This window comes from Streptomyces sp. NPDC058683 (assembly GCF_042716195.1).
Taxonomy (GTDB): Bacteria; Actinomycetota; Actinomycetes; order Streptomycetales; family Streptomycetaceae; genus Streptomyces.
This window is the reverse complement of the sequence record NZ_JBHXSK010000050.1, coordinates 13445-32989: the sequence shown is the minus strand read 5'-3', so window position 1 is coordinate 32989 and position 19545 is coordinate 13445. Positions and strand designations below refer to the sequence as shown.

16 protein-coding genes and 1 pseudogene are annotated in these 19545 nt (G+C 71.0%); 12 read left to right on the top strand and 5 right to left on the bottom strand.

Going from position 1 to position 19545, the window contains the following annotated elements; translation table 11 throughout:
* The first annotated feature begins 41 nt into the window (after positions 1-41).
* The 5 genes from ACFWXC_RS40800 to ACFWXC_RS40780 all read left to right on the top strand — a co-directional run bounded on the left by ACFWXC_RS40800 (position 42) and on the right by ACFWXC_RS40780 (position 6325).
* Positions 42-1286 carry a cytochrome P450 gene (locus tag ACFWXC_RS40800; protein WP_384487173.1) on the top strand — a complete coding sequence of 415 codons (1245 nt, stop codon included), beginning with the start codon at positions 42-44 and terminating at the stop codon, positions 1284-1286.
* A gap of 100 nt (positions 1287-1386) precedes the next feature.
* A complete protein-coding gene (locus ACFWXC_RS40795; protein WP_384487171.1) occupies positions 1387-2619 on the top strand; it encodes a cytochrome P450 in 1233 nt (410 codons plus the stop codon).
* Positions 2620-2766: 147 nt separating this feature from the next.
* Positions 2767-3549 carry a thioesterase II family protein gene (locus tag ACFWXC_RS40790; protein ID WP_384487169.1) on the top strand — a complete coding sequence of 261 codons (783 nt, stop codon included), beginning with the start codon at positions 2767-2769 and terminating at the stop codon, positions 3547-3549.
* Between the two features lie 48 nt (positions 3550-3597).
* Complete coding sequence (ccrA, locus tag ACFWXC_RS40785; RefSeq protein ID WP_384487167.1) at positions 3598-4935, top strand: crotonyl-CoA carboxylase/reductase; 1338 nt, start codon at positions 3598-3600, stop codon at positions 4933-4935.
* Positions 4936-5080: 145 nt separating this feature from the next.
* The gene (locus ACFWXC_RS40780; RefSeq protein WP_384487165.1) at positions 5081-6325 is read left to right on the top strand and encodes a ThuA domain-containing protein; all 1245 of its coding nucleotides are present in this window, start codon (positions 5081-5083) and stop codon (positions 6323-6325) included.
* 61 nt (positions 6326-6386) lie between these two features.
* On the opposite strand, the gene ACFWXC_RS40775 is transcribed toward ACFWXC_RS40780, so the two are convergent.
* The gene (locus tag ACFWXC_RS40775; RefSeq protein WP_384487163.1) at positions 6387-7328 is read right to left on the bottom strand and encodes a D-2-hydroxyacid dehydrogenase family protein; all 942 of its coding nucleotides are present in this window, start codon (positions 7326-7328) and stop codon (positions 6387-6389) included.
* 248 nt (positions 7329-7576) lie between these two features.
* Here ACFWXC_RS40775 and ACFWXC_RS40770 point away from each other — a divergent pair.
* Both ACFWXC_RS40770 and ACFWXC_RS40765 read left to right on the top strand, forming a co-directional pair.
* Positions 7577-7777, top strand: a pseudogene (locus ACFWXC_RS40770) (hypothetical protein); the annotation flags it as partial.
* 407 nt (positions 7778-8184) lie between these two features.
* Positions 8185-9189 carry an RNA polymerase sigma factor gene (locus tag ACFWXC_RS40765; protein WP_384487160.1) on the top strand — a complete coding sequence of 335 codons (1005 nt, stop codon included), beginning with the start codon at positions 8185-8187 and terminating at the stop codon, positions 9187-9189.
* A 111-nt stretch (positions 9190-9300) separates the two neighbouring features.
* Here the strand turns inward: ACFWXC_RS40765 and ACFWXC_RS40760 are convergent, their stop codons facing one another.
* Positions 9301-9906, bottom strand: a complete 606-nt coding sequence (locus ACFWXC_RS40760; protein ID WP_384487158.1) for a GPP34 family phosphoprotein — start codon at positions 9904-9906, stop codon at positions 9301-9303.
* Positions 9907-10230: 324 nt separating this feature from the next.
* On the opposite strand from ACFWXC_RS40760, the gene ACFWXC_RS40755 reads away from it, so the two are divergent.
* Positions 10231-11085 carry a PaaX family transcriptional regulator C-terminal domain-containing protein gene (locus ACFWXC_RS40755; protein ID WP_384487156.1) on the top strand — a complete coding sequence of 285 codons (855 nt, stop codon included), beginning with the start codon at positions 10231-10233 and terminating at the stop codon, positions 11083-11085.
* A 2-nt stretch (positions 11086-11087) separates the two neighbouring features.
* Here ACFWXC_RS40755 and ACFWXC_RS40750 read toward each other — a convergent pair whose 3' ends face one another.
* Positions 11088-11501: a RidA family protein gene (locus ACFWXC_RS40750; protein ID WP_384487154.1), complete on the bottom strand. Its 414-nt coding sequence runs from the start codon at positions 11499-11501 to the stop codon at positions 11088-11090.
* Positions 11502-11672: 171 nt separating this feature from the next.
* Between ACFWXC_RS40750 and ACFWXC_RS40745 the strand changes: the two genes are divergently transcribed.
* Genes ACFWXC_RS40745 through ACFWXC_RS40730 form a run of 4 tightly spaced genes read left to right on the top strand, consistent with a single transcriptional unit; the run spans position 11673 to position 17133 of the window.
* Positions 11673-12155, top strand: coding sequence for a cupin domain-containing protein (locus ACFWXC_RS40745; protein WP_362566732.1), 483 nt, complete (start codon positions 11673-11675; stop codon positions 12153-12155).
* The gene (locus ACFWXC_RS40740) at positions 12152-13051 is read left to right on the top strand and encodes an acyl-CoA thioesterase (RefSeq protein ID WP_384487152.1); all 900 of its coding nucleotides are present in this window, start codon (positions 12152-12154) and stop codon (positions 13049-13051) included. Before ACFWXC_RS40745 ends, ACFWXC_RS40740 begins: the two co-directional genes overlap by 4 nt.
* A gap of 45 nt (positions 13052-13096) precedes the next feature.
* Positions 13097-14737, top strand: coding sequence for an AMP-binding protein (locus ACFWXC_RS40735; protein WP_384487150.1), 1641 nt, complete (start codon positions 13097-13099; stop codon positions 14735-14737).
* Positions 14738-14748: 11 nt separating this feature from the next.
* Positions 14749-17133 (top strand): bifunctional salicylyl-CoA 5-hydroxylase/oxidoreductase, encoded by a 2385-nt coding sequence (locus tag ACFWXC_RS40730; RefSeq protein WP_384487148.1) that lies wholly within the window; start codon positions 14749-14751, stop codon positions 17131-17133.
* Here ACFWXC_RS40730 and ACFWXC_RS40725 read toward each other — a convergent pair.
* Both ACFWXC_RS40725 and ACFWXC_RS40720 read right to left on the bottom strand, forming a co-directional pair.
* Entirely contained in the window at positions 17116-18465 is a 1350-nt protein-coding gene (locus tag ACFWXC_RS40725) for a DUF3500 domain-containing protein (protein ID WP_384487146.1), read from the bottom strand. The genes ACFWXC_RS40730 and ACFWXC_RS40725 overlap by 18 nt on opposite strands.
* 145 nt (positions 18466-18610) lie before the next feature.
* The coding region (locus ACFWXC_RS40720) for a sensor histidine kinase (protein WP_384487144.1) at positions 18611-19545 on the bottom strand (935 nt) is incomplete at its 5' end.

Below are 19545 nucleotides of genomic sequence, written 5' to 3'. Positions count from 1 at the left end.
GCACCCCACGAGTTGAGCACCCCACGATGAGAGGACACGACATGCCCCACCCCGACGGCGCGCCGGCCACCGGCTGTCCCGTGCACGCCGACGCCACGGCGGCCCCCCGCCCCTGGGCGCCCGGGCTGCCCGAACCCGGCCCGGTGGAGCAGCTGCTGCTGCCCGACGGCAACCCGGTCTGGATGATCACCCGGTACGACGACGCGCTCGCCGCACTCAACAACCGCAAGCTCAGCAAGCACTTCGACAACGCACTGCCCGAGCTGTGGCCCTCCGTGGGCTACGACGGCCGTAAATCCATCCTCAACCAGCACATGAACCTCGCCGACCCGCCCGAGCACACCCGGCTGCGCAGACTGGTCTCCAAGGCGTTCACCCCGCGCCGGGTCGCCGACCTCGGCGAGCGGATCCAGCAGATCACCGACGAACTGCTCGACGCGGTCGCCGAGGCCGGCACCGCCGACCTGAAATCCTCGTTCATCTCCCCGCTGATCTCCACGGTGCTCTACGAGATGCTCGGCGTGCCGCTCGCCGACGTCGACGAGTTCGAGCGCAACACCTACATCTTCGTCGGCCTCGGCAACTCCTCCAGCCCCGAGGAGGTCGTCGCCTCGGTCGGCTGGTTCGAGGAGTACCTGACCAAGCTGACCGCGCAGCGCCGTGCCGACCCCGGCCCCGACCTCATCTCCGGCCTGGTGCAGGCCAACGAGGACGGCGACGCCCTCGCCGACCTGGAGATCCGCTCCACGGTCATGCTGCTGCTCCTCGCCGGCGCCGAGACCACCATCAACCTGCTCTCCAACGGCATCCTCGCGCTGCTGCGCAACCCCGAGCAGCTGGCCGAGCTCAAGGACGACCCCGAGGGGCTCGCCCCGGCCATCGAGGAACTGCTGCGGCTGACCAGCCCGGTGTTCACCGTGGTGTACCGCTTCGCCACGGAGGACATGGAGCTGGGCGGCGCGCAGGTCAAGGCGGGCGAGCACGTGATGATCTCGCTGGCCGCGGCCAACCACGACCCGGGCCAGTTCAGCGACCCGGAGACGCTGGACATCCACCGCGACGCCTCCAAGCACCTGGCGCTCGGCCACGGCACCCACTTCTGCATCGGCGCCCCCCTGGCCCGGCTCAAGGCCCGGATCGCGCTGCGCACCCTGTTCGACCGGTTCGACGACCTCCGACTCGCCGTTCCCGACGAGAAGCTGACCTGGACGCCCAGCCTGGTGGCCAACAGCCTGGACCACCTGCCGGTGACGTTCACCGCGGCGACCCCGGCAGCCGCCGGCTGACCTCCTCCGCGCACTCCTTGCTCCTGCGTACCGAGATCTGTACCGAGACTCTTTTCCGCGCGGTGACGGCCGTCCCCGCGCGGGGTTGGGAACGACAGCGATGACCGAGGCACCGATGCTGGACCCGGGCTTCATAGCCCAGCTGCTGCCCTTCGACCCCTTCGATCCGGCCTTCCTGGCCGACCCCTACCCGATCTACGCGCAGATCCGGGAGAAGGGCCCGGTGACCCGCACCCCGCTGGGGCTGTGGGCGGTGACCGGGCACGAGGCCTGCTCGGCCGTACTGCGCGACCAGCGCTTCGGCTGGGGCGACGGCGCCACCGTCGCCGACCACTTCCGCACCGAGGCCGACGGCACGGTGGTGCGGCCGTTCATCTTCTCCGACCCGCCCGAGCACACCCGGATCCGCGCCCTGGTCGGCAAGGCGTTCGCGGCCCGCCAGGTGGACCGGATGCGGACCACCGCCGAACAGGTCGTACGCGAACTGATCGAGACCGCGCGCGCCGAGGCCGGCGACGGTCCCATCGACCTGATGAGCGCGGTGGCGCACCCGCTGCCCGGCCGGATGCAGAACGCCCTCCTGGACGTCCCGGCCGAGCACGCGGCCCGTTTCGACGAGCTGTCCGGGGACATCGCCCGCGGCCTGGACCCGAGCTTCCTGCTCGGGCCCGAGGAGATCGCCAAACGCGACAACGCCCGCACCGAGCTGTACCGGTACATCGGCGAGCTGGCCGAGCAGCGCCGGGCGAAGCCGGGCACCGACCTCATCAGCGAACTGGTCGCCGTCGAGGAAGGCGGTGACACGCTGACCCCGGAGGAACTGGAGGTCACCTGCACCCTGCTGCTCTCCGCGGGGTACGCCACCACCGTGAACCTGATCGGCAACGGCATGTTCGCACTGCTGGGCCGACCCGACCAGCGGGACTGGCTGCGTGCCCACCCCGGCCAGGTGCCCGCCGCGGTCGAGGAGATGCTGCGCTTCGACACGCCGGTGCAGATGATCTCCCGGGTCGCCCTGGCCGAGGCCGAGATCGCCGGGCACACCATCCAGCCGGGCGAGCAGGTCATGCTGATGATCGGCGCCGCCAGCCACGACCCGGACGTCTACGACGACCCCGACGAGCTGAGGCTGGACCGGCCCGCCGGCCGCAACCTGGGCTTCGGCCTCGGTATCCACTTCTGCGTCGGCGCCCCGCTGGCCCGGCTCACCGCACAGGCCGCGGTGTCCGCCCTCGCGGAGCTGGACCTGGAACCGGTCACCGGCACACCGGCCCGGGTGCCCAACATCATCATGCGCGGCCTGGCCGAACTGCCCGTCCGGGTCACCGGCTGACCCGCAGGACACCGGGCGGACGCCCACCGGAGCTCTCCGGTGGGCACGCACCGCATCCGCACGGCGTCCCGCACCCGATCACACGCCGACGGCCTCACCGCACCCGATCACACGGCCACGGCCTCACCGCACACGGAGACTACGGGGATGACCGACACTCTCACCGCACCAGAACTCTGGATCCGCCGCTACCGGCCGGCGCCCCAGCACACCGACCTGTCGCTGGTCTGCTTCCCGCACGCGGGCGGCTCCGCCAGCTACTTCCGGCCGCTCGCCGACGCCCTGGCCCCCGTCGCCGACGTCCTGTCCCTGCAGTACCCGGGCCGCCAGGACCGGCGTGCCGAACCGCCCCGCACGGCGATCTCGCAACTGGCCGACGAGATCCTCACCGTGCTCGAGTCCCTGCCGCGGCGCCGGCTGGTGCTGTTCGGGCACAGCATGGGCGCCTGCGTGGCGTTCGAGGTGGCCCGCCGGATCGAGCAGGGCTCCTCGCTCGACCTGCTCGGACTGGTCGCCTCCGGCCGCACCGCCCCGCCCAAGGTGCGCGACCGCGGGGTCCGTTCGATGGACGACGCCGGTGTCGTCGCCGAGATCCGCCGGCTGAACGGCACCGACGAGCGGCTGCTCCTCGACGACGACGTCATCCAGATGATCATGCCGGCCATCCGCGGTGACTACACGGCGGTGGAGTCCTACCGGTACCTGCCGGGGCCGCCGCTGCGCTGCCCGATCAGTGTGCTCGTCGGTGACGACGACCCGCAGGTCACCCTCGCCGAGGCAGAGGAGTGGCGCGACCACACCGAGGGCGCTTTCACCCTGCGCGACTTCCCCGGCGGCCACTTCTACCTGGCCGAGCAGCAGGCCGGGGTGGCCCGGGCGCTGACCGAGGACCTGGCGGCCTTCCGCCGCGGCCCGGGACGCGACGCCTGACCGAACCGTCCCCGAGCACGCCCCCCAGACCGAAGGAAGCCTGTGGTGATGACCGACCTGGCCGCCGCGATCGAGTCACCCGACGCGCAGACACGTGACTTCGCGTCCCTGCCGGTACCGGAGTCCTACCGGGCCACCGTGCTGCGCAAGGACGAACAGCACATGTTCGACGGCGTCCCGGTCGGCGACCGCGAACCCGCCAAGGCCCTGCACATCGGTGACGTTCCGACCCCGGAGCCCGGCCCCGGCGAGGCCCTGATCGCCGTCATGGCGAGCTCCGTCAACTACAACACGGTGTGGAGCGCGCTGTTCTCGCCCGTGCCGACCTTCGCCTTCCTCGAACGCTACGCCCGCACCGGCGGCCCGGCCGCCCGGCACGACCTGCCCTACCACGTGATCGGCTCCGACCTGTCCGGTGTGGTCCTGCGCACCGGGCCCGGGGTGCGCCGCTGGCAGCCCGGTGACCGGGTGGTCGCGCACTGCCTGTCCGTCGAGCTGGAGGACGCGGCCGGCCACGACGACACCATGCTCGACCCGGAGCAGCGGATCTGGGGCTTCGAGACCAACTACGGCGGGCTGGCCGAGCTGGCGCTGGTGAAGGCCAATCAGCTGATGCCCAAGGCCGGGCACCTGACCTGGGAGGAGGCCGCCGCCCCCGGCCTGGTCAACTCCACCGCCTACCGTCAGCTCGTGTCGCGCAACGGCGCCGCCATGAAGATCGGCGACACCGTGCTGATCTGGGGTGCGGGCGGCGGTCTCGGCTCGTACGCCACCCAGTACGCGCTGGCGGGCGGCGCGATACCGATCTGCGTGGTCTCCAGCGAGCAGAAGGCGGAGATCTGCCGGGCGATGGGCGTCGAGGCGATCATCGACCGCGGCGCGGAGAACTACCGGTTCTGGCGGGACGAGGAGACCCAGGACCAGCGGGAGTGGAAGCGGTTCGGCAAGCGCATCCGTGAGCTGACCGGCGGCGACGACGTGGACATCGTCTTCGAGCACCCGGGCCGGGAGACCTTCGGCGCCTCCGTGTACGTGGCCCGCAGGGGCGGCACGATCGTCACCTGCGCCTCCACGTCCGGCTACCGGCACGAGTTCGACAACCGCTACCTGTGGATGCACCTCAAGCGGATCATCGGCTCCCACTTCGCCAACTACCGTGAGGCCTGGGAGGCCAACCGGCTCGTCGTCAAGGGCCGTATCCACCCCACCCTCTCGCGCACCTACCCGCTCACCGAGACCGGCCGGGCCGTCACCGACGTCCACCGCAACCACCACCACGGCAAGGTCGGTGTGCTGTGCCTGGCCCCGCGGGAGGGTCTCGGCGTCACCGACCCCGAACTGCGGGCACGGCACGAGCCGGCCATCCACCGCTTCCGCACGGTGTGAGCGCGGGCCGGCGGGGTCGCGGTTCCCGTCGGCCCGGTACCCACCGATGTTTGGTCTGCACCATTGACATGTCCGCGGACCAGGGCCTTCAATGCGGCACGTCTACGTATGTCTTCCGACGTTCACGTATGAGGAAGGTCCTGGTATGAACACCCCCCACCCGGACATGGCCTGGCCCCGCACCCTGTTAAGACTCCTCGCTCTGGTCGCCGTCGTGCTCGGCGTCCAGGCCGCACCCGCAGGCACCGCCCGGGCCGCCGCGCCCGTGAATGTGATCGCCTTCTACGACGGCACCTACGACGCGGCACACATCAGCTTCGTCCACGAGGCCAACACCTGGTTCCCGCAGGCCGGCGCCCAGAACGGCTTCACCTACACCGCGACCACGGACTGGAGCCGGCTCAACACCGCGACGCTCGCCAACTACCAGGTGGTGATGTTCCTCGACAACTACCCGCACACCGCGTCGCAGCAGTCCGCCTTCCAGAACTACATGGCGGGCGGCGGCGGATTCATCGGCTTCCACGTCTCGGCGTACAACGACAACACCAGTGACTGGCCCTGGTACCACAACACGTTCCTCGGCACCGGCACCTTCAGGAGCAACACCTGGGGTCCGACCGCGGAGACCCTTCAGATCGACGACCCCACCCACCCCGCGACCGCGAACCTCCCGTCCACCATCACATCCTCGGTCAGCGAGTGGTACAGCTGGCAGAACGACCTGCGGCAGAACCCTGCCATCGACATCCTCGCCTCGATGGCCCCGTCCACCTTCCCGATCGGCACCGACCCCAACCAGACCTGGTACAGCGGCTATTACCCGATCGTCTGGTCCAACCGCAACTACAAGATGGTCTACAACAACTTCGGCCACAACGCGATGGACTACGCGACCAACACCACCCTGTCGTCCACGTTCGGGAGCGCCCAGCAGAACCAGCTCCTGCTCCAGGAGATCAAGTGGGCGTCCGGCCAGTCCGGTCCGGTCACCCCGCCCACGAACACCGCCGGTCCGATCCACGGATACGGCGGCAAGTGCGTGGACGTGGCAGGCGCCGCCACCGCCAACGGCACCGCCGTACAGCTCTACGACTGCAACGGCAGCAGCGCGCAGAACTGGACGGTCTCCACGGCCGGGACCCTCAGCGCGCTCGGCAAGTGCATGGACGTGACCGGGGCCTCCACCGCCAACGGCGCCAAGGTGCAGCTCTACGACTGCAACGGCACCGGATCACAGGTCTGGCAGCCCGGCGCGAACGGCTCCCTGGTCAACCCGCAGTCGGGCAAGTGCCTCGACGCGACCGGTCCCAGTTCGGCCAACGGCACCCGGCTGCAGATCTGGTCGTGCTCCGGTTCCGCCAACCAGAACTGGACGCTGCCGTCCTGAACCGTCCTCCCGTGAAGGCCGGCATGCCGCAGCCGCGGCATGCCGGCCCAGGGACCGGGGGTCAGAAAAGGGTGCGTACGGGCGTTCCGGCGCTCCAGGCCGCGATGTCCTCGACCGCGTCCCGGTAGAAGACCTCGTACAGATCCCGGGCGACGTACCCGATGTGGGGAGTGACCACGGCGTTCGGCAGGGTGCGCAGCGGATGCCCGGCCGGCAGGGGTTCCCGGTCGAAGACGTCCAGCGCGGCCGACGCGATCCTCTTCCCGGTCAACGCGCCGATCAGCGCCGCCTCGTCCACCAGGGGCCCGCGCGAGGTGTTCACCAGGATCGCCGTCGATTTCATGAGGCCCAGTTCGCGCTCGCCGACCAGACCCCGGGTGCGGTCGCTGAGGACGAGATGAATGCTCAGCACGTCGGAGCGGGCGAACAGTTCGTCCTGCGAGACGTATTCCGCCCCCTTCGCCTGCGCGTCCGCGGGCGTCAGGTTCTGGCTCCAGGCGATGGTCCGCATGCCGAAGGCGCGCCCGATCTCCGCCACCGCGGTCCCGAGCCGGCCGAGACCCAGCACCCCGAGAGTGGCGCCCCGAAGGCTCGTCCCCAGACCCTCCTGCCAACCGCCCCGGCGTACGGAGTCCACCTGCTGGGGGACCAAGCGGGCCGCGGAGAGGATGAGCGCCCAGGTGAGTTCGACCGTCGGGTACCCGAAATAGCCCGTGCCGCAGACGGTGATCCCCGCACGGCGAGCGGCCTCCAGATCGATCGCCGCGTTGACCGGCCCGGTGGTCACGAGCAGCTTCAGGCCCGGCAGCCTGCCCAGGGTCGAGGACGGGAAACGCGTCCGCTCCCGCATGGCGACCACCACCTCGTACTCGGCGAGCGCCGCCACGACCGCCTCCTCGTCCTCGAAGGCATCCCTGAAGACGTGCACCTCGGCCCGGAGCGAGTCCCAGTCGGCCAGGCTCAGGGCCACGTCTTGGTAGTCGTCCAGGATCGCGATCCTCATGCGGATTCCTCTCGCTCTCGGCAGCCGGGCCGACATACAGATGGGTGAGGCACGTACCGAACGAGGGTACGGGGGCGAACCGCCGGGGCTCGTGGGGCACGTGGGCTCCGTGACCGAAATGGTCGTCACCCACGTGCGGTTTCTGTGCACACATCTCGAAAAGACCTGTCAAGCGCGATGTTCCTCACAGGAAAAAGCGGCTCCGGGGCGGCCGTCTACAGCAGTTTTGCGGTGGTAGCCTCAAATGAGTGAGCAATCGTCTCCTCGTCAAAGGCGTCGGCCGGCACAGCCTTCGCGATGTCTCCGTGGAATTGCCCAGGAACTCGCTCATCGTATTCAAGGGAGTTTCCGGTTCTGCTAAGTCGAGCCGGGCGTCCGACACCGTATTCGCGGAAGGCCGGCCGAGGTATATGGAATCGCTGTCCGCATACGCACGGCAATTCCTCGGACGGCCCGTCGAGCACGATGCCGACGTCCCACGCTCCACGGTCGGCAGCGTCACAGAGGTCTGCGGCGGCAACCGGGCCGCCGGATCCGGCACCTCCCAGAACCGGTTCGCCGCCGAACCGCGGCGCCGCACCCGCCACGTGGTCGACGAACCCACCACCGGTCCGCACTCGGCCGGTGCGGGACCTCTGCCGGCGGCCCTGCACCGACGCGTCGACGACGGGAACACGGTCGTCGTCATCGAGCACCGCCCCGACGTCGTCACGACGGCCGGCCGGCTGATCGGCATGGGTCCGGAAGGGGGCCACCGGGGCGGACAGGTGATGGCCGCGGGTACCCCGGAACAGATCGCGGCCCACCCGGGATCGCACACGGGCGGGTATCTCGGTGCGCTGCTGGAGGAGATCCCATGAGCCTCGCCCACATGGAACCCGTGACGACGCAGGCGCTGTCCCCGTTCGACGACGAGACCGACGGTCCTGAACCGCGGCTCCCGGCGGAGGGCGGCAGCACCGACCCGGTGAAGGACTACCTGCGCCTCATCGCCCGGGTCAAGCTGCTCACCGCGGAGCAGGAGGTGGACCTCGCTCGGCGCGTCGAGGCAGGACTGTACGCGCAGCGGCTGCTGACGGAGGGCGAGAACCGGCACCCCCGGGAGGAGCTGGCGCTGCTCGCCGAGGACGGCCACCGGGCGAAGGCCCACCTCACCGAGGCCAACCTCCGCCTGGTCGTCTCCGTGGCCAAGCGCTTCACCGGCCGGGGCCTGGACTTCCTGGACCTCATCCAGGAAGGCAACTCCGGTCTCATCCGTGCGGTGGAGAAGTTCGACTACACCAAGGGCTTCAAGTTCTCCACGTACGCGACCTGGTGGATCAAACAGGCGGTCACCCGCGCCCTGGCCGACCAGAGCCGCACGATACGGATCCCGGTCCACACCGTGGAGCTCATCAACCGGGTGGCCCGGGCGCGCAGGGAACTGATGCTGGACACGGGCGTCCTGCCCACCCCGCAGGATGTCGCCGCGAAGGCCGAGATCCCGGTCGCACGGCTCGTCGAACTCGATGCCTACACCAGGGAACCCGTCTCCCTGCACGCCACGCTCAACGAGGAGGGCGACGGCGAGTTCGGCGACCTCATCGAGGACACCGACACGCCTTCTCCCTGGGCGTCCGTCACCCACCACCTCCTCCAGGACACCATCCGCGGCCTGCTCACCGCCATGACCTCCCGCGAGGCCGGCATCATCGCGCTGCGCTACGGACTCACCGACGGCCGCCCCCACACCCTGGAGGAGATCGGCGTCGTCTACGGCGTGACCCGCGAACGCATCCGGCAGATCGAGGCCAAGACGATGAGCAAGCTCCGTCACCCGTCCCGCTCCCAGGTACTGCGGGACTACCTCGACGACACCTGACCCGACCCGCCGGGTTCCCGTCCCCGTCCTCCTCCACCACAGGAAGGGGTTGGCGGTCGGACCCACCGGGGAGAAGGCGACCCAGTAGCGGGCAGCCGGGTACGGCGGCCGTCAGAGGCCGCGCCACACGTTGTCGAAGGCCGCGTCCTCGATCTCGCGCCGCTGCCGGACGGCGGCCAGCTCCGTCACCGCGCCGTCCACGGCCGCCACCACCGTGACGGTCGCGTCGGAGACGACGTCCGCGAGGTCCTTGGGCGTCTCGTCCTGGATGCCCACCGCGGCCGCGAAGGCGGAGAGCACGGGCTCGCCCGACGTCCAGCGCTCACGCGCTCGGGCATGCTCGGGCGAGTCGGCCGGCGCCGTCCGCCCGGTCGGCAGCGGCAGCCAGCGCCGCCGCTGCCGGGTGACCGTGCCGTCCTCCTCCAGCTCGGTGAGATAGGCGGCGGACAGACCGCGCCCCCGGCGCCACAGCCAGTCCTCGACCGACTCGTAGGGCGTGTCGCGCTTCAGCGCCGCCCCCGCCTGGTCGAGGAGCCGGTCACCGGTCCCGCCCTCGGTGGCGGGCACGACGATCTCGTCGTCGAGGGTGGCCGTCCCGGCGTCGAGAAGATCGACCAGTTCGGCTCCCGCGAGGGCCAGCGAGAGGTCGCCCTGCTCGACGGGCCGGGCCGCGGCGTCGTACACGGTGACGATGAACAGGTCCCGGGGTGTGGTCATGTCGGACTCCCCAACAGAGATGGCGGCAGAGGTATCTGCGGCAATGGTCGCGCGGAAGAAGCGGAAGAACACGATGCCCGCTGCGGGCGCCAGGCAGTCTCTCGCGCTTCGCCCGCGCAGGTCACTCGTTCCGCCCAGGCCGGGCGCGTGGCGTGCCGCTTCCCGCGCCGTACCACCACGATGTGCCGCGACGAGCCGACGCGCAGCGCGACACGGGCGGGCGGGGGCCGGGGGAGCGGCGATCCACAGCGCCGGTGCGGTGCCGGCATGCGCGATAGGCTGCTTGGCGATCAGAAGGGTGACATCGGCCGGAGGTGGGTGGACATGACAGCGGAGGTCGAGCCGTCGTCCGCCGTCGGCGCGGGCGGCCGGGACAGCCGGCTGGGCCCACTGATCATCACCCTGTTCGGGCTGTACGCGCGCGGTGAGCACAACTGGCTCTCCGTGGCCTCGGTGATACGTCTCATGGCCGACCTCGGTGTCGAGGGTCAGGCCGTCCGCTCGGCGGTCTCCCGGCTCAAGCGGCGCGGGGTGCTGCGCAGCGAGCGCCACGAGGGGGCCGCCGGATACGCCGTCGCCGACAGTACGCTGGAGGTGCTGGAAGAGGGCGACATACGCATCTTCGAGCGGCACCGGTCCGCGGCCGGCGACGGCTGGCTCGTCGTCGTCTTCTCGGTGCCCGAGTCCGAGCGGGACAAGCGCCACGCCCTGCGCACGGCCCTGACCCGGCTGGGCTTCGGCACCGCGGCCCCCGGTGTCTGGGTGGCCCCCGGCATCCTCGCCGACGAGACCCGCCGCACCCTGCAGCGCCTCGAACTGACCCCGTACGTCGACATCTTCACCGGCGACCACTTCGCCTTCGGCGACCTGTCGGAGAAGGTCCGTGAGTGGTGGGACCTCGACGAGCTCACCGCGCTCTACGCGGACTTCCTCGCGCGGTACGGGACGGTGCGCGAGCGCGCGGCCGCGGGCGGGATCGCCCCGCGGGAGGCGTTCGGGATCTATCTGCCGATGCTCACCGAGTGGCGCCGGCTCCCGTACCGCGACCCCGGCCTGCCGCTGTCCCTGCTGCCGCCGGGCTGGCGCGGCGAAACCGCCGGCGCGCTCTTCGAGGAACTCGACAGGACGCTCCGGGCGCCCGCCCGCGAACACGCCCTGGCGGTCATCCGCACGGCCTAGGCCTACGGCCTGACCAGCCGTTCCTCCGGGATCACGGCCACGCCGAGGATCTCGATCAGCGCCTCCGGCTGCCAGAGCGCGGTGCAGCCGATGCCCGCCATCGCCGGATACACCGGCCCCGCGAGCTCCCGCCACACCTTGCCGATCTCCTTGCCGTGGGCCTGGTAGTCGGGGATGTCGGTGAGATAGATCGTCAGGCTCACCAGGTCCGCCGGCTCGCCGCCCGCCACCCGCAGCGTGGTGAGCACATTGCCGAACGCCTGGCGGAACTGCTCCACGATCCCGCCCGGAACGATCTTCATGTCGGCGTCGAGCGCGGTCTGGCCGCCCAGATGGAGCGTGTTCCCCGCGAGCGTTCCGTGCGAGTAGCCGCTCGGGGCGGGCAGTTCGGGCGGGTTCACGGCGACGGGAGTCATGAGGCCTCCGGTTCGGTGGTGTCCGGCTCCGGCCGCACGGCCGGTCGTATTGACAATAAATGACGACCGTGAAAAATACGAGATAGGGCGCGGTCCTCCTCCGGACCTCGACAGGCCGATGACCCCGACAGGCCGACGATCCCGGCAAGCCCACGGAAACGGAGCCGTTCCATGGAGCCCGACCTCAGCAAGTACCGACTCGAAGGCGACAGCGAGATGTACCGGCTGCCCAGCGGCATCGTCGCGCCCGTCGTCACCCGGGCCGGTCAGGAGGACGTGAACACCGCCGACTCGGGCGGCGCCGTCCGGGTGTCGGGCGTCAGCGCCCAGCACACCCCGGCGCGCCGCCTCTGGTACGGCAAGGTCAGCAACGAGCCCGGCTACCGCTCGGTCACCCACCACCACGGCGAGGCGGAGACCGGCGGTTACGTCCTCTCCGGCCGGGCCCGGATCTACTTCGGCGAGAAGTTCGAGGACTACGTCGACATGACGGAGGGCGACTGGGTCTTCGTCCCGCCCTTCATGCCGCACGTCGAGTGCAACCTCTCCCGGAGCAGGCCGCTGGTGTGGATGACCACCCGGACCCCGGAGAACATCGTGGTGAACCTGCCCGACGTGGCCGACACCGACCTGCGCGACTGGCTGAACCGATGACCGCCGCCCCGACCTCCGCGATCGTCACCGCGGCCCTCACCCTCAAGCCCGCCGCGCCCGAGCACTTCGACCTCGCCTTCACCGCCACCACCCAGCCCTGCCCCTGGCCCAAGGCCTACGGCGGCGACCTCGTCGCCCAGGCCGCCGCGGCCGCGATCCGCTCGGTGACCGACGGCAAGTCGCTGCACTCGATGCACAGTTACTTCCTGCGCCCGGCCGACATCGGCGCCGAGGTCCGCTACGAGGTGGAGGTGGTGCGCGACGGCCGCGGCTACAGCACCCGCCAGGTACGCGGCTACCAGAACGGCAAGGCGCTGTACGTCTGCCTCGCCAACTTCGCGGCGGGGGAGCCGGGCGGCTCCTTCCACACCGAGTTCGCCGGGGAGATCCCCGCCCCCGAGACCCTGCCCAGCTCGGCCGAGTACCTCGCCGAGCGCACCGGCGGCACCATGACCGCCGAGTCCAGGGCCTACTGGCGCGGCGGCCGCGGCTTCGACATGCGCCACGTCCCCGGCCCCGTCTACCTCACCGTCGAGGGCGAGCGGCTGCCCCACCAGGCGGTCTGGCTACGGCCGTTCGACGCGCTGCGTCCCGTCGAGGGACTCACCGGCGCCCAGCGCGACCTCGCCGCCCTCGCCTACGTCTGCGACTACACGATCCTCGAACCCGTCCTGCGGGTCCTCGGCCTGGCCTGGGCCGACCCCGGCCTGGTCACCGCCAGCCTCGACCACGCCATGTGGTTCCACCGTCCCGCACCGATGGACGACTGGCTGCTCTACGCCCAGGAAGCGGTGGCCGCCGACGCGGGCCGCGGCCTCGGCACCGGACGCTTCTTCACCCGCGACCACCGTCACCTGGCCACTGTCGTCCAGGAGGGCATGATCCGCCCCGCCTGACCGCCCGCCGCAAGTCACCGGCGGGCTCCCGGAAGGAACCCCACGTTGGCCGTTCCGCTCTCACCGACCGCGCACCTGGACACCTTCGCCCGGGACCATCTCCCGCCCGCCGAACTGTGGCCCACGATCGAGTTCACCACGCCCGAACTCAGCTACCCGGCCCGCCTGAACGCGGCCACCGAGCTCATCGACGCGGCCGTGGAACGCCACGGCCCCGACCGCCCGGCCCTGCGCACCCCGGCCGGGGAGCTGTGGACGTACGGCGAACTGCGCACCCGCGCCAACCAGGTCGCCCAGGTCCTCACCGAGGACCTCGGTCTGGTACCCGGCGGGCGCGTCCTGCTCCGCGCACCCAACACCCCCTGGACGGTGGCCTGCTGGCTCGGCGTCCTGAAGGCCGGCGGAGTCCTGGTCACCACGATGGCCGCCCTGCGCGCCCGCGAGATCACCCCGATCGCCGAACGCACCAAGCCCGCCATCGCCCTGGTGGACCACCGCTTCACCGACGAGCTCCGCACCGTCCTGCCCGGCCTGACACCGGTCGAGTACGGCGGGCCCGGCCCCGAGGACCTGGTGGCCCGGTGCGCCGCCAAGTCCGGCGAGTTCAGGGACGTGGAGACGGCCGCCGACGACGTGGCGCTGCTCGGCCCCACCTCCGGGAGCACCGGCGTCCCCAAGATCACGATGCATTTCCACCGGGACATCCTGTCCATCGACAACACCTTCGGCCGCCACCTGCTGGGGCTGCGCGAGGACGACCTGGTGGCCTGCACCGCGCCGTTCGCCTTCACCTTCGGCCTCGGCATGCTGGTCGTCTTCCCGCTGCGGGCCGGCGCCTGCGCCCTGCTGACCGAGGCGGCGACCCCGGCCCAGCTCGCCGACCTCGTCGAGAAACACGGCGTCACCGTCCTCGCGACCGCGCCCACCGCCTACAAGGCGATCGTCCGCGACGGCCGGGAAGGGCAGCTGAGCGGCGTCCGGGTCGGGGTGTCGGCGGGCGAGCACATACCGCTCACCACCTGGCAGGAACTGCGCGACCGCATCGGGCTGAAGGTGATCGACGGCATCGGCGCGACCGAACTGCTGCACATCTTCATCTCCGCCGCCGGCGACGACATCCGGCCCGGCGCCACCGGACGCCCGGTGCCCGGCTATCGCGCCACGATCCTCGGTCTGGACGGCGAGGAGCTCGGCCCGGGGGAGCCGGGGCGGCTCGGCGTCATCGGCCCGGTCGGCTGCCGCTACCTCGGCGACAGACGCCAGCAGGACTACGTCGTCAACGGCTGGAACGTGACCGGTGACATCTTCCACCGCGACGAGGACGGCTACTTCCACTACCACGCCCGCAGCGACAACATGATCGTCTCCTCCGGGTACAACATCGGCGGCCCCGAGGTGGAGGCCGCCATCGACACCCACCCGGACGTCGTCGAGTCGGCGGTCGTGGCCCGGCCCGATCCGGAACGCGGCTCGGTCGTCTGCGCCTTCGTCGTCCTGCGCGAGGGGGTCACCGGGGACCCGGCGAAGGCCAAGGAGATCCAGGACCACGTCAAGCAGGTCCTGGCGCCCTACAAGTACCCGCGTGACGTCCGCTTCCACGACGCCCTGCCGCGCAACACCAGCGGAAAACTCCAGCGGTTCGCGCTCCGCAAGATCATCGAAGCTGAACAGACCGCTGAGCAGTGAGAGGAACTCCCTTGAAAATCGCGATCATCGGCGGTGGCCCGGGAGGGCTCTACCTCGCGGCGCTGCTGAAGCAGCTGGACCCCGCCCACGAGATCACCGTGTGGGAGCGCAACGCCCCCGACGACACCTTCGGCTTCGGCGTGGTGTTCTCCGACGAGACACTCGGCGGCATCGAGAACGCCGACACCGTCTTCTCCGACGCCATGTCCCGCCGCTTCGCCCGCTGGACGGACATCGACATCCACTACCGGGGCGAGAGCCACACCGTCGGCGGCCAGGGCTTCGCCGCCATGAGCCGCAAGGAACTGCTGCACCTCCTCCAGGAGCGCTGCCGGGAACTGGGCGTCACCCTGCACTTCTCGACCCCGGCACCCGAGGTGGCCGCGCTGCGCGCCTCGCACGACCTCGTCGTCGGCGCGGACGGCGTCAACTCGGGCGTCCGGGCGGCCCATGCGGACGCCTTCCGCCCGTCCCTGGACCGGCGGCACAGCAAGTACATGTGGCTGGGCACGGACCGGGTCTTCGAGGCCTTCCAGTTCTTCGTCAAGGAGACGGAGTGGGGGGTCGTGCAGGTCCACGGCTACCCCTACTCCGACACCGGCTCGACCTTCATCGTGGAGATGCACGAGGACGTCTGGCGCCGGGCCGGCTTCGACGCCGCGGAGGACGCCGTGTTCGCGCCGGGGGTCTCCGACGAGCGGGCCGTGGCCCGCATCCGGGAACTGTTCGCCGACGAGCTCGGCGGGCACCACGTGTTCGCCAACAACTCCAAGTGGCTGAACTTCACCACCGTCCGCAACGAGCACTGGCACCACGGCAACCTCGTCCTCATCGGCGACGCCGCCCACACCGCCCACTTCTCCATCGGCTCCGGCACCAAGCTGGCCATGGAGGACGCCCTCGCCCTCGCCGCCTGCCTGCACGAACACCCGGACGCGGAGAGCGCGTTGACCGCCTACGAGAGCGAGCGCCGCCCGGTCGTGGAGTCCACCCAGCGGGCCGCGCAGGCCTCCCTGGAGTGGTTCGAGAACATCGGCATGTACGCCGGCCAGGAACCCACCCAGTTCTGCTTCAACCTCCTGACCCGCTCGCGCCGGATCACCTACGACAACCTGCGCACCCGGGACCAGGAGTTCGCCGACCGCGTCGACGCCGCCTTCGCCGCGGCGCAGGGACTGGACACGGAAGCGCCCGCGATGTTCCAGCCGTTCCGCATCGGGCGGCTGGAGCTGAAGAATCGGGTGGTCGTCTCCCCGATGGACATGTACTCCGCCGTCGACGGCGTGCCCGGTGACTTCCATCTGGTCCATCTGGGGTCGAAGGCGATGGGCGGGGCGGGTCTGGTGATGACGGAGATGGTGTGCGTCTCGCCCGAGGGCCGTATCACCCCCGGCTGCACCGGCCTGTGGAACGACGAACAGCTCGGCTCCTGGCAGCGGATCGTCTCCTTCGTCCACGACCGGAGCACCGCCCGCATCGGCCTCCAGCTCGGCCACTCCGGCCGCAAGGGCTCGACCCGCCTGATGTGGGAGGGCATGGACGAACCGCTCCCCGACGGCAACTGGGAGGTCGTGGGCCCGTCCGGGCTGCCGTACGGCCCCGGATCGCCCGTCCCCCGTGAACTCACCCGCACCGAACTCGACGCCGTCACCGCCGAGTTCGTCGAGGCAGTCCGCCGTGGCGCCGAGGCCGGCTTCGACCTCCTCGAACTCCACTGCGCCCACGGCTACCTGCTCTCCTCCTTCCTCTCGCCGCTCGCCAACCGGCGCACCGACCAGTACGGCGGCTCGCCGGAGAACCGGCTGCGCTACCCCCTGGAGGTCTTCGACGCGGTCCGCGAAGTCTGGCCCGCCGAACGGCCGATGACCGTGCGGATCTCCGCCACCGACTGGGCCCCCGACGGCAACACCGAACACGACGCCGTGGAGATCGCCCGCGCCTTCATCGCGCACGGCGCGGCCGCCATCGACGTCTCCACCGGCCAGGTCACCAAGGAGGAACGCCCCGCCTACGGCCGCTCCTACCAGACCCCCTTCGCCGACCGGATCCGCCACGAGGTGGCCGCCGGGAGCGGCGCGGCCGTGATCGCGGTCGGCGCCATCGCCTCCTACGACGACGTGAACTCGATCCTGCTGGCGGGCCGCGCCGACCTGTGCGCCGTAGGACGCACCCACCTGTACGACCCGCACTGGACCCTGCACGCGGCCGCCGACCAGGACTACCGGGGACCGGCCGCCGAATGGCCCGTGCAGTTCGGGGCCGGGCGCCGCAAGCCGCCCACCGCACGCACCGACGCCGTTCGCCCCCGCCTGTCCCTGCTGCGGGCGGACCCGGCGGGGGAGAGCGTGCACCTGCGGTGGAAGCCCCTGGGGGAGGGACTACCGGTGGTGGGGTGACGTCAGGTAGTGCTGGCGGATCAGCTCCTTGCCGTAGTCGTTGCCGTTGGGCGTGCGGATGACCGAGTGCACGTGCATCTGGGTCGGGCCGCTGCCCTGGCTCGCGCCGTACGCCCCGGCGAGCGGGCCGGGGCCCTGGCAGTCGACCTCGACCCAGACCACCGGGCTGTGCACCCGGACGTAGAAGGCGTCGTCGGCACCCGTGCCGCCGGCCCAGGTCACGTACGTGTCGTCGAGGTGAGCCCGCACCTCGGCCAGGCGCACCCTGGCCGCGTCCGCCTTGGCCCGGCCGGTGAACGCCTCGACGATGCCGAGCAGCTTCTGCTTCTGCATCCGGGTGAGGGCGTTGCCGCGGATCCCCTCGTAGGCCTGGACCGCGTTGTCGGAGAAGGCGCCCGCCTTCATCGACTCGTTGGTCTTGGTGGCCGACGCGATCGCGACCGCCTGCTGGTCGGCGGTGAGGGAGTTGACGAAGGCGAGACTCGCGAGCACCTCCTCGTGGCAGACGGTCACCGTCTCGCCGTCGATCTCCATCGAGGTCGGCTCCGAGCCCCAGAAGCAGGGGCTCATGACGACCTGGTCACCGAGCACGAAGTAGTTGATGACCAGATGGTGGCCGTCGAACTGGAAACCCCAGGGCTCGGTCGCGGACGGGGTGCCCATCAGCGTCCAGTAGTAGGCGTCCTCGTTGAAGGACCGGGTGTTGCCGATCGCCTCGCCGGCCGCCTGGTTGATCTTCCGGATCTTCTCCGTGGTCTCCAGGCCGTCGGCGCTCAGCGCGGCCTTGAGCAGGGCCGTGCCCAGGTCCTTCTGCGTGTCGCTGAGATCGGCGAGCGAGACGCCCTGCCGGGTGTAGGAGTCGACGTTGCTCCACAGCCGCCACTCGGTGGAGTGGATCGTGAACTGGGTGGCGGTCTTCTGGGTGTCGGTCAGACCGGCCAGGAAGGCGTTCGCAGCGGAGATCACCGGGGCCGTGTCGACCTTGGTGGAGTGGATCGTGAACAGGTCGTCGATCCGCCTGCCGTCGGTCGTCAGGCCGAAGAACTCCTCGGTCAGCGACTGGTTGCCCGGACCACCGGCCCCGCCACCGCCCGGGCCACCGCTCGGCGGGGCGCTGGGGGAGGGGCCGGCCGAGGCGTCGGCCGAGGCGTCGGCCGTCCCCGTGCCGTCGTCGGCGAGTGCCGTCCAGGCCCCGGCGCTGCCCATGGTCACCAGGGCCGTCGCCCCGGATGCCAGGAACACCTTGCGCATGAAGTGACGACGACTCGCCTCGGGACGCTCCGGGGCTTCCGGCATCCGTGTCGCGTCTTCGCCGGCGTCGATCTCGGACATGCGGCTCCCTTCGTCATGGGCGTCCCTCGCGGACGGCCACCGGGCGACCAGCCTGGAGCGGCCAACTGAGGCTGCGCTGAACCGAGTTGCTCTCAATGGTCCGGAGAGCCCCGGTGACCTGGGGTCATATGAGGATGCTGAGGATTCAGGAGACCTTCAGGGAGACCAGGGCCGCGGTGCCGGCGAGCGGCAGTGTGACGGTGAACTCGGTGCCACCGGGCGCGCTGTCCACCCCGACCCGGCCGCCGTGCGCCTGGGTGATCGCCGCCGCGATCGCCAGCCCGAGCCCCGCCCCGCCCTCGGTACCGGGGGCCCGGGAGCGGGAGGCGTCGCCCCGCGTGAAGCGCTCGAAGACCGTCGGCAGCAGAGCGGTCGGTATGCCCGGCCCGTCGTCGTGCACCCGGATCGCGCAGTGCCCGTCCGCCGCCTCCACGGTGACCGTGATGCGGGTGCCGTTGGGGGTGTGCACCCGGGCGTTGGCCAGCAGGTTGGCCACCACCTGGTGCAGCCGGGACCGGTCGCCGACCACCGTGGCGGGCGCGTCCAGGCGCAGCACCAGCTGCCAGTGGTGGTCGGACCCGGCGGCCCGTGCGTCCCACACCGCGTCCCCGACCAGGGTGGCGAGGTTCACCTCGGCCGCCTCCAGCGGTCTGCCCTCCTCGAGACGGGCGAGCAGCAGCAGGTCCTCGACCAGTCCGGTCATCCGTGCCGACTGGTCGGAGACGCGGCGCCAGGCCAGCTCAGGTTCGATCTTGCCGGTGTCCACGCCCATCAGCATCAGCTCGGCGTACCCGGCGATCGAGGCGAGCGGGGTGCGCAGTTCGTGGCTGGCGTCGGCGAGGAAGCGCCGCATGTGCTCCTCGGTGCGCTGGCGTTCGCGGAGGGACCACTCCACGTGGTCGATCAGCCGGTTGAGGGCGACGCCGACCTGGCCGACCTCGGTGCGTGGATCGGTGTCCGCCGCAGGTACCCGCGTGAGCCCGCTGACCTCGCCCCGGTCGAGGGGCGCGTGCGAGACCTCGACGGCGGTGGTGGCGTCCCGCCGCAGCCGCCGCAGCTGGCGGCGGGTCGCCAGGGGCG